Consider the following 12935-nt stretch of genomic DNA (forward strand, 5'->3'; position numbering starts at 1 on the left):
GGCACGCCTCAGCGCATGAAATGCACCTTGCCGGTGTCGTCATTGCCCATGTAGATGCCGTACACCCCGGCCTGGCGCTCGAGGATGTAGCGCTCGAGAATCTGTCGGATCGCCGGGTAATAGATGTCGTCCCAGGGAATCTCGTCAGGGGCGAAGAACTGGTACGCCAGCGTCTCCGGCCCATACTGCCCGGTCTCCTCGGTGGCGATGGCGCGGAAGATGATGTACACCTCGGAGATTGTAGGCACGCTGAAGATCGAGTAGGGCGAGACGATATCGGCGCGCACGCCGCTTTCTTCCCAGACCTCGCGCAAGGCTGCCTGCTCGGTGGTCTCGCCGGCTTCCATGAACCCGGCCGGCAAGGTCCAGGTGCCCGGGCGCGGCGGGATGGCGCGCTGGCACAGCAGGTACTTGCCGTCACGCTCGATAATGCAGCCGGCGATGATCTTCGGGTTGATGTAATGGATATAGCCGCAGCGGTTGCAGTGCAGGCGTTCGTGGCTGTCGCCGGTGGGAACGCCCCGGGCCAGCTCCGTGGTGCAGTGTGGGCAGTAGCGCGGGGCGTTGGGCATGGTCAGCGGCCTGTACGGGGCTTATATACGTGGATCCTTCAGGGCCAGGGGCTCGACCATGTCGCGCACCTTGGGGTTGTCGTCCTGCTTCTGGCGCAGGTATTCCAGGGCCACTTTGGCGGCGGCGCGCACGTGATCGACCGAGGCTTGGTGGGCCACCAGCGGGTCGCCGCTCTTGATCGCCTCGACGATCTTCTCCATTTCACGGTTACTGGCACCGCGGCGGTTCTCCTGCGACACCGAGGTAGCCCGCAGGTAGCTGATGCGTGCCTGCAGCTGGCGCAGCTGCTGCGCTGCAACCTGGTTGCCGGAGCCTTCCAGAAGCACGTCGTAGAAGCCTTGTACCGAGTCCAGCACCTGCTGCAGCTCGCCTTCTTCCAGGGCTTCGCGGTTGACTTCGAGCGCGCGCTCCAGGGCACGGATGTCCTTGGCCTTGGCGTTGAGGGTAAACAGCTGCACGATCAGGCCTTCGAGCACGCAGCGCAGCTCGTAGATGTCGCGGGCGTCTTCCAGGGTAATGATGGCCACGCGCGGGCCCTTGGCATCGGCGAATTCCACCAGGCCTTCGGACTCCAGGTGGCGCAGCGCTTCGCGCACCGAGGTGCGGCTGACGCCGAGGCGGTCGCAGAGGTCGCGCTCGACCAGGCGGTCGCCCGGCAGCAGGTGGAAGTTCATGATCGCGCCGCGCAGCTTGTCGAGCACGATTTCGCGCAGGGTAACGGGGTTGCGATTGACCTTGAAGCTGTCGTCGAGGGGCTGGCGTTTCATCAAGTGCGCTCTGAATGAGGCTGCACGTCCGCAACCGCAATAGCACCCCGAACCATCGGTGCTCCTTGCGTGGGTTCGAACAGCCCGCGGTTAACGGGTTGACTCCGCATCGGCTTCTGCGAACGCTTCGCGGGCCAGGCGGAAGCTGTCCACCGCCGCGGGCACGCCGCAATAAATGCCGACCTGGAGCAGGATCTCGCGAATCTGTTCACGGCTCAGGCCATTACGCAATGCGCCGCGAATATGCAGCTTGAGCTCGTGGGGCCGGTTGAGCGCGGAAATCATGGCCAAGTTTATCATGCTGCGCTCTTTCAGCGAGAGGCCTTCGCGGCCCCAGACGTGGCCCCAGCAATACTCGGTGACCAGCTCCTGCAACGGCTGGGTGAACTCATCGGCATTCTGGATCGAGCGGTTGACGTACTCTTCGCCCAGCACCTGGGTGCGGATCTGCAGGCCTTTCTCGTACTTTTCGTTACTCATGCGCAGTACTCCGGATTAAAACAGGGGCCGCAACCGAGGGTGAGACGATTGGCGCGGCCCCTGAAAAACAGGGTCATCGGTGCTGGTCAATCAGCCCAGCGGCGGCAGGGCGCCCAGCTTGCCTTTGTGGTAGACCATCGGCGTCACCGGCTCGGCCGGCAGCACCAGGTTCTTCACCGCGCCGACGATGATCGCGTGGTCGCCGCCGTCGTACTCGCGCCACAGTTCGCACTCGATGATCGCGGTGGCCCTGGTCAGCAGCGGGTTGCCCAGTTCGCTCAGCTGCCACTCGATGCCTTTGGCCTTGTCCTTGCCCTTGCCGGCGAAGGCGTAGGCCTCGGCGGTCTGGTCGGCGGACAGCAGGTGAATGGCGAACTGCTTGCTGTCACGCAGGATCGGGTAGGTGTCCGAAGCGTAATTGGGGCAGAACAGCACCAGCGCCGGCTCGATCGACAACGCGCTGAACGCGCTGGCGGTGATGCCGACGATGCCGCCGTCGGCGTCCAGGGTGGTGACCACGGTGACGCCGGACGGGAACGAGCCCATCACGTCTTTGTAGATGCCTGGTTCGATCATCTCGTGTTTCTCCTAGCGCATCACGAACGGGTCGGGCATCGGCGCGGTGGACAGGTTGATCCACACGGTCTTCAGCTCGGTATAGGCCAGCACCGAATCGATGCCGCTCTCGCGGCCGTAGCCGCTGTTCTTGAACCCGCCGATCGGCGCCATGGCCGACACGGCGCGGTAGGTGTTGACCCAGATGATCCCCGAACGCACATCGCGGGCCAGACGGTGGGCACGCCCCAGGTCGCGGGTCCAGATGCCGGCAGCGAGGCCGAACTGCGAATCGTTGGCGATGGCCAGCGCCTCTTCTTCGGTCTTGAAGCGGATCACCGCAGCGACCGGGCCGAACACCTCTTCCTGCATGATGGTCATCGAGTTGCTGTCGCACTCGAACAGGGTCGGCTCGTAGAACCAGCCGTCACCCTCGACCTCGGCCCGTTTGCCGCCCATGTGCAGCTTGGCGCCTTCGGCCTTGGCCGCGGCGACCAGGCCTTCGACCACGGCCAGCTGCTGTGCGGTGGCCATCGGGCCCATTTCGCTGGCGTCGTCCTGCGGGTTGCCGATGCGGATGCGCTTGGCGCGGGCAATCAGGCGCTCGACGAATTCGTCGAAGATCTCGTCCTGTACCAGCAGGCGCGAACCGGCCACGCAGCTCTGGCCGGAGGCCGCATAGATGCCGGCCACGGCGCCGTTGATGGCGCTGTCCAGGTCAGCGTCGGCGAAGATGATGTTGGGCGACTTGCCGCCCAGTTCCAGCGACAACTTGGCAAAGTTCTCGGCGCTGCTGCGCACCACATGGCGAGCAGTGGCGGCGCCGCCGGTGAAGGCGATCTTGCGCACCAGCGGGTGACGGGTCAGGGCTGCGCCGGTGCTTGGACCGTAGCCGGTGACCACGTTGACCACGCCGGCCGGGAAGCCGGCTTCGAGGGCCAGACGAGCCAGTTCGAGGATGGTCGCCGAGGCGTGCTCGGACGGCTTGAGCACGATGGTGTTGCCGGCGGCCAGGGCCGGTGCCAGCTTGATCGCGGTCAGGTACAGCGGGCTGTTCCACGGGATGATCCCGGCCACCACGCCGATCGGCTCATGCACGGTGTAGGCGAACAGGTCTGGCTTGTCCAGCGGCAGGGTGCCGCCTTCGAGCTTGTCGGCCAGGCCGGCGGTGTAATGGAAGAACTCTGGCAGATAACCGACCTGGCCACGGGTTTCGCGGATCAGCTTGCCGTTGTCACGGCTTTCCAGCTGGGCCAGGTGCTCCTTGTTCTTGGCGATCAGGTCGCCCAGGCGACGCAGCAGCTTGCCGCGCGCAGTGGCGGTGATGCTGCGCCATTGTTGGCTGTCGAAGGCACGCTGGGCGGCCTGGACGGCCAGCTCGACATCGGCTTCGTCGGCGTCGGGCAGTTGCGCCCAGGCCTGGGCAGTGGCAGGGTTGAGGCTGTCGAAGGTCTTGCCGCTCTGGGCATCAAGCCATTGGCCGTCGATGCACATCTGGAAACGAACGAGGGTCATGCAACAATCCCCTTGGCGGATTCGGTGAGGGTGCGGGCTTGGGCGAGGAAGTCCAGCAGCATCTTGTTGACTTCCCGGGGTGCTTCCACTGGCATCATATGCCGTTGCTCGGCGAGGACCACGCTTTGTGCGCCAGGAATGCTGGCGGCGAGCTGGCGGGTCATGGCCGGAGTGGAGCCCGAGTCGAGTTCGCCGGTGGCGATCAGGGTCGGTACCTGAATGCTGCCCAGGTCGCCGGCGCGGTACATGTCCTGGGTGGCGAACAGCGAATAAGTGGTGTGGTAACCCTGCGGGTCGTTGTTCGCCAGTACTTGGCGAATGGCCGCGACCTGCGCCGGGTTGGCAGCCTTGTATTCACGGCTGAACCAGCGGTCGAGCGCGGCGTCGACGTTGGCGTCGGGGCCGAGCTCCGCAGCCTGGGCGGCGCGGGCGATAACGCCGGCACTCTGTTCAGGGGTGCGGTTGAACACGCTGTTGAGCACTACCAGCGCAGCCAGGCGCTGCGGGTAGTGGAGGGCGAATGCACGGGCGACCAGGCCACCCATGGAGAAGCCGATCACGGTGGCTTGTTGAATCTGCAGGTGGTCGAGCAGTTCGGCCAGCTGGGCGGCATAGCCTTCCAGGCCGATGTCGGCGGCCGGCAGCGCGCTCTGGCCGTGGCCGAGCATGTCGTAGGTGATGACGCGGTAATCATTGGCCAGGCCAACGATCTGCCCGCCCCACATTTCCTTGTTCAGGCCCACGCCGTGGATCAGTACCACAGGTTGGCCCTGGCCGACGGACAGGTAGCTGGTGCCGGCGGGTGTACGTTCAGCGACAGGCTGAATCATGGAGGGCGCTCCTTGAAGGTCGGGCGCGGCGGGTAAGCACGCCACGCCCCGGCCCGTCTTGGTTGTTGTTATTGAGCGTTGGCTTTTTCGGCAGCCAGTTCTTCCAGGTCGATGTAGCGGTTGCCGATGCGCGGGTGCAGGCGGCCACCGTCGGCGGCGCCCAGGACCACGACGATTTCATCGGCGCGCGGCGCGTCTTCGATCTGCATTTCCAGGGTGATGTAGTGCGAACGCAGGCCTTCGTCGTCCTTCTGCATCATCGGGATCTGGATCGAAGTGCCTGGGCCGCCGCGCTTGTTGGTGAAGCTCAGGTAGCTCTTGGCCTGTACCGCTTCGCGGTAGTGGTTGCCGAAGCGCAGGGTGTGGATCACCGCCGAGGCGTGCTCGATCTCACCATCGGCGCCGACCACTGCGGCCTTGCCGTAGGCTTCGATCTTGTCGGCACCGCCGATGGCAGCGGTCAGGCGCTCGACCATCAGGGCACCCAGGTCCGAGCAGTTGGCGCGGATTTCCGGCTTCAGATCTTCAACGAAACCGCGACCGGCCCATGGGTTCTTGATCACGACGGCCAGGCCGACCATGGTCACCGGCTTGTCGGTGGCCTTGCCGCCTTCGATGCGGGTCTCTTCGGAGTAGGTGACGATCTTGCGGATTTCGAAACTCATGGGTGGCTCCTGGTGAGGGTTATCAGCTCTTGTTGTCTGATGGTATACCATAATATTTGTTGCGCAAGAGGTGGCTTGAAATTTCTCTTGCCTGGGGACGAAAGGTGGCCTGATGCCTTGATTTCTGTGCTGTCTGTACTGGCCTCTTCGCGGGTGAACGCGCGAGAAGGCCAGTACAGGCGTTAAAAAAAACCCGCTCGCGCGGGCTTCGGGGGCCCACGGGAGCGGGCGCGTCCCGCAATGGCTCAGGCAATGGGAATTCAGGCGAATGCCGGCACCACTTCCTTGATGAACAGCTCGAGCGACTTCTTCTTCTCGGCATGGGGCAGGCTGTTGTCGCACCAGAAGCTGAACTCGTCGACACCGAGCTCCTGGTAGTACTTGATGCGGGCGATGATCTCTTCGGGGGTGCCGATCATGGTGTTCTTGCGGATGTTCTCCAGTTGGAACGCCGGCACTTCGGCAAACTTCGACTCGGGGCTCGGCTCGAGGAAGCCGTTGACCGGGGTGGTCTTGTTGCCGAACCAGGCATCGAAGGTGCGGTAGAAGCGCGAGATGGCCTGGGCGCCGATTTTCCAGCCTTCGGGCTCGGACGGGCTATGCACATGGGTGTGGCGCAACACCATCAGTTGCGGGCGCGGTACGTCCGGGTTGTTGTCGAGGGCGGCCTGGAACTTGTTCTTCAGGTCCAGCACTTCTTCGTCGCCCTTCATCAGCGGGGTGACCATGACGTTGCAGCCGTTGGCAACGGCGAAGTTGTGCGAGTCCGGGTCGCGGGCGGCGATCCACATCGGCGGGGTGGCGTTGAACGGCTTTGGCACGCTGGTGGAGGTGGGGAACTTGTACACTTCGCCATCATGGGCGTAGTCGCCTTCCCACAGCTTGCGCACCACCGGGACCATTTCGCGCAGGGCCTTGCCGCCGTCGGTGGCCGGCATGCCACCTGCCATGCGGTCGAACTCGAACTGGTAGGCACCACGGGCAAGGCCCACTTCCATGCGGCCGTTACTGATCACGTCGAGCAGGGCGCATTCGCCAGCCACGCGGATCGGGTTCCAGAACGGCGCGATGATGGTGCCGGCACCCAGGCGGATCTTCTCGGTACGCGCGGCCAGGTAGGCCAGCAGCGGCATCGGGCTTGGCGAGATGGTGTATTCCATGGCGTGGTGTTCGCCGATCCACACGGTGCTGAAACCGCCGCGCTCGGCCATCAGGGTCAGTTCGGTCAGGTCTTCGAACAACTGGCGGTGGCTGACCTGTTCATCCCAACGTTCCATGTGCACGAACAACGAAAATTTCATGGGGCTTTCCTCAACGCTTGAAAGTGTCTGGCGCCGGGCAGGGGAGGCGCCAGGTGTCTCGATTCAGAACAGGCTTCAGGCAAAGGCCGGCAGGCTGGCCATCTTGCCGCGGCAGTAGACCATCGGCCGAGGGGCTTGCTCGGGGACGATCAGGTTGTGCACCTTGCCGACCATGATGGCGTGGTCGCCACCTTCATATTCGCGCCACAGTTCGCACTCGATGACGGCGGTGGCGCCGGCCAGGATCGGGTTGCCCAGCTCGCTCAGGGTCCATTCGATGCCAGCGGCCTTGTCCTTGCCCTTCTTGGCGAACGCGTAGGCTTCGGCTTGCTGTTCACCGGAGAGCAGGTGAATGGCAAAGCGCTTGTTCTTGATCAGGACAGGGTAGGAGTCGGAGGTATAGTTAGGGCAGAACAGCACCAGCGGTGGGTCCATCGACAGCGAGGAGAAGGCGCTGGCAGTCAGGCCGACGACCGAGCCGTCGTCGTCCAGGGTGGTGATGACGGTAACGCCGGACGGGAAGGAGCCCAGGACGTTCTTGTAGAGGGTTGCATCGATCATCGGGTGTACCTCTATACGGCTGCGGTGGTCCGCGGTTTTTATCGTTGATGTGTCTGATGGTATACCGTAATACCTATTTTGCAAGCGGAATTTTCAGCACTGTTTTTTCACGATGAATGGCTCAAGCCCACGTAAACCGTGGGATTGAGCCGTGAGGCGGTTTGTCGCAGGGGGTGTGCGAGCAGATCAGTGGGCGTTTTTTCCTGCGGATCAGTGTTGTCAAAAGTTTGGAATACCATAATATGGTCCGCAGCTGAGAGGCCGCCTAGATGCGGTTTCCTTACAACGATAAAAACGACCTTTCGAGCTGAATCCTATGTCCCAACCGTCGTCGCAGCACCAGTTTGTCGAGAATCACACGGTCGATTACGTTCCACCTGCCGAGCGCCACGGGAAGGCGCGCGACCTGTTCACCCTCTGGTTCAGTACCAACATCGCGCCACTGCCAATCGTCACCGGTGCCATGGTGGTCCAGGTGTTTCACCTGAACCTGCTGTGGGGGCTGATCGCAATCGTGCTGGGTCACCTGATCGGGGGCGTGTTCATCGCCCTGGCCTCTGCGCAGGGACCGCAGCTGGGCATTCCACAGATGGTCCAGAGCCGTGGCCAGTTCGGCCGTTATGGCGCGCTGCTGATCGTGTTCTTCACCGCGCTGATCTATGTCGGCTTCTTCATTTCCAACATCGTCCTGGCGGGCAAGACCATCCACGGCATCGCCCCAAGCGTGCCGATGCCAGGCGCGATCGTGATCGGCGCCTTGAGCGCGACGGCCATCGGCGTGATCGGCTATCGTTTCATCCATATCCTCAACCGCATCGGTACCTGGGTGATGGGCTCGGCACTGCTGGCCGGTTTCATCATGATGTTCGTCCAGCAACTGCCGGCGGACTTCTTCAGCCGCGGCGCATTCAACCTGTCGGGCTTCATCGCCACTGTGTCGCTGGGCATCATCTGGCAGATCAGTTTCTCGCCGTACACCTCCGACTACTCGCGCTACCTGCCGCGTGAAGTGGGCATCGCCAAGCCGTTCTGGGCGACCTATTTCGGCGCGACCTTGGGCACCATCCTGTGCTTCAGCTTCGGGACGATCGCCGTGCTGTGCGTGCCCGAAGGCACCGACGCGATGGATGCGGTCAAGCAGGCCACCGGCTGGCTGGGCCCGATCCTGATGGTGCTGTTCCTGCTCAACATCATCAGCCACAACGCCCTCAACCTGTACGGCGCAGTGCTGTCGATCGTCACAGCGATCCAGACCTTCATTGCCGAATGGACGCCGAGCATCAAGGTGCGAGTGATCCTGGCCGCGGTGATCCTGGTGGGCTGCGCGATGGTGGCGCTGAACGCGTCGGCGGGTTTCATCGGCCAGTTCATCGGCCTGATCCTGGCGCTGCTGCTGGTGCTGGTGCCGTGGGCATCGATCAACCTGATCGACTTCTACCTGATCAAGAAGGGCCGGTACGACATCGCTTCGATCTTCCGTGCTGATGGCGGCATCTATGGCCGCTTCAATCACCACGCGATCATTGCCTATGCCTGCGGCATCCTGGTGCAGCTGCCGTTTGCCAACACGTCGCTGTATGTAGGGCCGTATTCGAACATTGTCGAAGGGGCCGACCTGTCGTGGCTGTTCGGCCTGCTGGTGACGGTGCCGCTGTACTACTGCCTGGCAACCCGTGGCAAGGCCGCTGAGCAGGCGGGGCGGGTTGTCAGCGTCAACGATTGACAGGCCGTTGCTGATGTAAAGGGGCCGCAAAGCGGCCCCCGCTGTTTCAGATCAGACCTTGAACTGCGCGACCATGCCATTCAAGTCCACCGCAAGGCGCGACAGGTCCTGCGCCGCCGCGCTGGTCTGGTTGGCCCCCGCCGACGTCTGCATTGCCAGATCCCGAATGTTCACCAGGTTGCGGTCCACCTCCCGTGCCACCTGTGCCTGCTCCTCGGAAGCGCTGGCAATCACCAGGTTGCGCTGGTTGATCGAGGCGATCGCCTCGGCAATCACTTCCAGCGCCTCACCGGCACCTTGCGCCACCTCCAGCGTGCCGTTCGCCCGGCCGCGGCTGCTGTGCATCGCCGCCACCGCACGCTCGGTACCGTTCTGGATCCCGGCGATCATCTGCTCGATCTCTGCCGTCGACTGCTGGGTCCGATGGGCGAGGGCGCGCACCTCATCGGCCACGACGGCAAAGCCGCGGCCTGCTTCACCTGCGCGTGCGGCTTCGATGGCGGCGTTGAGTGCCAGCAGGTTGGTCTGGCCGGCAATCGCGCCGATCACATCCAGCACGCGGCTGATCTCGTTGGCATTGCTGGCCAGTTGTTCGATCTCGGTGGAGGTGCCCGCCACGTCGTTGACCAGGTGCTGGATCGAGGCCAGCGCCTGGTTGACCTGCTCACGACCATCGCGAGTGGTCTGGTCGGCTCCTTTGGAGGCATCGGCGGTGCTCACCGCGTTGTTGGCCACTTCTTCCACTGCTGCGGTCATCTGGTTGACGGCGGTGGCGGCCTGGTCGATTTCCGCGCTCTGCTGGTGCAGGCCGCGGCTGGTGTCTTCGGTGACGGTGTGCAGCTCTTCCGAGGCCGAGGCCAGCTGGTCGGAGGAGGCGGCGATCTTGCGGAGGGTGTCGCGCAGGCTGTTCTGCATGCGGCTCAAGGCGCGCAGCAGCAGAGCCGGTTCGTCACGGCCGATGACACGGATGTCCTGGGTCAGGTCGCCGGTGGCCACGCGCTCGGCCACCGCCACTGCATCGGCCAGCGGCACCACGATGCTGCGCGTGAGCAGCGTGGCAATGGCGGCCAGTGCAAGCATGATGACCACCAGTGAGGCGATGATTGCGGTGAAGGCCTCGTCGGCTACATCGCTGCTGCGCTGCGAGGCATCCTCGGCACCTTTGCCGTTATAGGCAATGAGCGCGGCCATGGCCTTCATCATGGTATCGGCGTACTGGGTCAGCGGGCCGCTGATCTGCTGCTTGGCCTGGTCCATGCGACCGGCAGCGATGTCCTGCACTACCCGCGACTGCAGGTCGAGGTATTGCGTATAGGCCGCATTGAAGGCATTGAACAGGGCGCGATCATCCGCGGCGATGATGGTGTCCTGGTAGTCCTTGAGGCCACTGCCGAGCTGTTCGTTGACGCCCTTGAGCATGTCGATGTTGCGCGCACGCTCGCCGGGGTTGTCGTCCAGCGCGGCGCGCAAGGTGACGGCGCGGGCGCGGCCGAGGTTGGTGCTGATTTCACCGAGGGCAACCACGGCAGGCATCCAGGTGACACGGATTTCGTCCGTGGCGGAGTCCATCTGCCGGGTTTCATGGATTGCAATGAGGCCCATGACCAGGACCAATGCGCCCAACAGGGCGAAAACGCTGCTAGCGCGAGTGCCGATCTTCATATTCCGTAACTGCATGGAATGCTCCTTGACGTTGGCGTGCAGGCGTCAAGAGCATGGTCGGATGGCCGGCTCACCGGGATGGCGCCAGGCTCTCGATGCGCTGCGATTTAAGTGTGTGCCTCACCCTTTGCAATGCTTTTTGATTTCAATGATGCCATATGGCCATCAATATTGACCAGTCATTCAATGTAACGACATCTTCTGACAGATCCGTCATTTTTTGATGGATCTGTCAGGAATCTGCCGTTAAACGATCGCGATGTTCGGGTCGGCCGCGGCCAGCGCCAAGGCGCGATCAGCAGCCGGTGGGTAGATCCACACCCTGTTGATCTGGCGCTTCATGTCCTTGCCTTCCTGACCCTGCAGCTTCAGCTCGCGCTCCCAGCCTTCACTGAACGCCGCGCCCCACTCGCCGAGGTCCAGGCAGGTGACGTACTTGGGCTGGCGGTAGACCACGGGTGCCACCCCAAGCAGGTCGGCCATGGCGTTGTTGCCGGAGTGTCGGCCCATGGGGATCGCGTGCTGGCAGGTCATCAGGGCATGGTTGCCAAGGTTGTCGACGGCGGCCCAGGCGGTGTCGCCGGTTGCGTAGATATGCGCCTGGCCAACCACCTTGAGGTGGTCGTCGACCTTGAGCCGGCCGAAGTTGTCGCGTTCGCCGGCGATCTGGGCGGTCAGAGGGCTGGCGTTGACGCCAACGGTCCAGATCACGGTCTTGCTCGCAATGTACTCGCCATTGTCCAGGGTCACGCCACCAGCATCGACGGCCACCACCGAGGTGCCTGTCAGCCATTGCACGCCGGCCTGCTCGGACGCTGCGACGATCGACGGCGTGATGCCCGCGCCCAATGCTGCACCGACACTGGCGCCACGGTCGACCAACAGCACCCGCACCGCGGCCTCGCTACCGAGAATGGTGCGCAGGCGAGCCGGCATTTCGGTAGCCGTTTCGATACCGGTGAAGCCACCGCCACAGACCACCACGGTGTTGCGTGCCGGCGACGCGGGCAGGGCGGGCAGCCCCAGCAGATGCTGCTCAAGGTGCATGGCCGACGCCATCTGGTCGACATCGAAGGCATGTTCGGCCAGGCCTGGGACCGCCGGCCGTGCCACCTGGCTGCCAGCGGCGAGGACCAGGCGGTCGTAGCCGATCTGCCGGTGCTCGCCGTTGGCGTCGATGTAGCTGACGCTGCGGTCCAAGGTATCGATGGCGTCGGCAATACCAGCAATGAAGCGCACGCCGACCGCATCGAACAGACCACCTACCGGTGCCTTGAGGCTGTGCACATCGGCCTCGTAAAAGCGCGGGCGGATGTGCAGTTCAGGTTGCGGGGCGAGCACGCTGATGCTCAGGTCGTCGCGCTGGGCCTGGTCGAGCAGGCGGGCGGCGCTCAGGGCGCTCCAGACACCGGCAAAGCCGGCACCGATGATCAGGATGTTCGATTTCATGGAAGTGCTCCGCAAGAGTGAAAAAGGCTTCGAGCGCACTGCCTGTGCTGCTCGAATAACTACGACTGTATTGATCGTAGTTAAAATCGACAAGTGTTTTTTGTAAGCGGCTCGTAGCCGACCCGTGGTAAAAATCGGGCGAATGGCTCTATATCGAGCTTATAAGGGCTAACCATGGCCTTGGAATGGCGACGACTGGTGCAGGGAAGCTTTGCGCTGGCCCAATGATCAGCGTACTATTTGCGACAATATTGGTCGGAGATTGATATGTCGCTCTACAGCGCTGGCGTCGAATACGGTATCCATTGCCTGCTGTTTCTGGTGGATGAGCGGGGTGATACCCGTGAATGCAGCGTGCGCGACCTGGCGGAACTACAGGGCGTGCCGCAGGAATACCTGGCCAAGGTCTTCACCAAGCTCGCCCGGGCCAGGCTGGTGGTGGCAACGGAAGGTGTGCGTGGCGGTTTTCGCCTGGCGCGGCCGTCGGACGAAATCACCGTGCTGGATATCGTCAATGCCATCGACGGGCCGAAGAAGATCTTTGATTGCCGCGAGATCCGCGAGCGTTGCAGCTTGTTCGAAGGTGCAGCGCCGGGTTGGGCGACCGAGGGCACCTGCGCGATTCACGCGGTGATGCTGGGGGCGCAGAAGCGCATGGAAGAGGCGTTGGCGCAGCAGACCATCCTCGACCTGGCGCGGCGCTTTGGACGCAAGGCGCCGACCGAATTCGGGCAGAAGGTCAATGAGTGGATGGGCGAACGACGTGATGGCAGGCGGGCGGGGGATATCCCGGTCAGCGAGGTCTGAATCCAGCGTCCGCATCGGTTCTTTCGCGGGCTTCCCCGCGAAAGAAC

13 protein-coding genes are annotated in these 12935 nt (G+C 63.3%); 2 read left to right on the forward strand and 11 right to left on the reverse strand.

Annotation, left to right across the window (positions count from 1 at the left end; genetic code table 11):
- Positions 1–8: 8 nt before the first annotated feature.
- From HU738_RS03885 to HU738_RS03925, 9 genes are all read right to left on the reverse strand, one after another.
- Positions 9–572 carry an NUDIX hydrolase gene (locus tag HU738_RS03885; protein ID WP_186601047.1) on the reverse strand — a complete coding sequence of 188 codons (564 nt, stop codon included), beginning with the start codon at positions 570–572 and terminating at the stop codon, positions 9–11.
- Between the two features lie 21 nt (positions 573–593).
- Positions 594–1340, reverse strand: a complete 747-nt coding sequence (locus tag HU738_RS03890) for a GntR family transcriptional regulator (protein ID WP_054885128.1) — start codon at positions 1338–1340, stop codon at positions 594–596.
- Positions 1341–1430: 90 nt separating this feature from the next.
- Complete coding sequence (locus HU738_RS03895) at positions 1431–1820, reverse strand: carboxymuconolactone decarboxylase family protein (RefSeq protein WP_186601048.1); 390 nt, start codon at positions 1818–1820, stop codon at positions 1431–1433.
- Between the two features lie 90 nt (positions 1821–1910).
- Entirely contained in the window at positions 1911–2396 is a 486-nt protein-coding gene (locus HU738_RS03900; RefSeq protein WP_176508999.1) for a flavin reductase family protein, read from the reverse strand.
- Positions 2397–2408: 12 nt separating this feature from the next.
- Complete coding sequence (locus HU738_RS03905) at positions 2409–3890, reverse strand: aldehyde dehydrogenase (protein WP_186601049.1); 1482 nt, start codon at positions 3888–3890, stop codon at positions 2409–2411.
- Positions 3887–4720: an alpha/beta fold hydrolase gene (locus HU738_RS03910; RefSeq protein ID WP_176508997.1), complete on the reverse strand. Its 834-nt coding sequence runs from the start codon at positions 4718–4720 to the stop codon at positions 3887–3889. Before HU738_RS03910 ends, HU738_RS03905 begins: the two co-directional genes overlap by 4 nt.
- A gap of 68 nt (positions 4721–4788) precedes the next feature.
- The gene (locus tag HU738_RS03915) at positions 4789–5385 is read right to left on the reverse strand and encodes an amino acid synthesis family protein (protein WP_016715710.1); all 597 of its coding nucleotides are present in this window, start codon (positions 5383–5385) and stop codon (positions 4789–4791) included.
- A gap of 260 nt (positions 5386–5645) precedes the next feature.
- Complete coding sequence (locus HU738_RS03920) at positions 5646–6686, reverse strand: LLM class flavin-dependent oxidoreductase (RefSeq protein WP_054885123.1); 1041 nt, start codon at positions 6684–6686, stop codon at positions 5646–5648.
- 75 nt (positions 6687–6761) lie between these two features.
- Complete coding sequence (locus tag HU738_RS03925) at positions 6762–7247, reverse strand: flavin reductase family protein (protein ID WP_176508996.1); 486 nt, start codon at positions 7245–7247, stop codon at positions 6762–6764.
- A gap of 316 nt (positions 7248–7563) precedes the next feature.
- On the opposite strand from HU738_RS03925, the gene HU738_RS03930 reads away from it, so the two are divergent.
- Positions 7564–8970, forward strand: coding sequence for a purine-cytosine permease family protein (locus tag HU738_RS03930; RefSeq protein WP_186601050.1), 1407 nt, complete (start codon positions 7564–7566; stop codon positions 8968–8970).
- Between the two features lie 51 nt (positions 8971–9021).
- On the opposite strand, the gene HU738_RS03935 is transcribed toward HU738_RS03930, so the two are convergent.
- A complete protein-coding gene (locus tag HU738_RS03935) occupies positions 9022–10647 on the reverse strand; it encodes a methyl-accepting chemotaxis protein (RefSeq protein ID WP_186601051.1) in 1626 nt (541 codons plus the stop codon).
- A 231-nt stretch (positions 10648–10878) separates the two neighbouring features.
- Entirely contained in the window at positions 10879–12081 is a 1203-nt protein-coding gene (locus tag HU738_RS03940) for an NAD(P)/FAD-dependent oxidoreductase (protein WP_186601052.1), read from the reverse strand.
- A 267-nt stretch (positions 12082–12348) separates the two neighbouring features.
- Between HU738_RS03940 and HU738_RS03945 the strand changes: the two genes are divergently transcribed.
- Positions 12349–12888 carry an RrF2 family transcriptional regulator gene (locus HU738_RS03945; protein WP_176508992.1) on the forward strand — a complete coding sequence of 180 codons (540 nt, stop codon included), beginning with the start codon at positions 12349–12351 and terminating at the stop codon, positions 12886–12888.
- The last annotated feature ends 47 nt before the right edge of the window (positions 12889–12935 follow it).

The organism is Pseudomonas vlassakiae (assembly GCF_014269035.2).
Classification (GTDB): domain Bacteria; phylum Pseudomonadota; class Gammaproteobacteria; order Pseudomonadales; family Pseudomonadaceae; genus Aquipseudomonas; species Aquipseudomonas vlassakiae.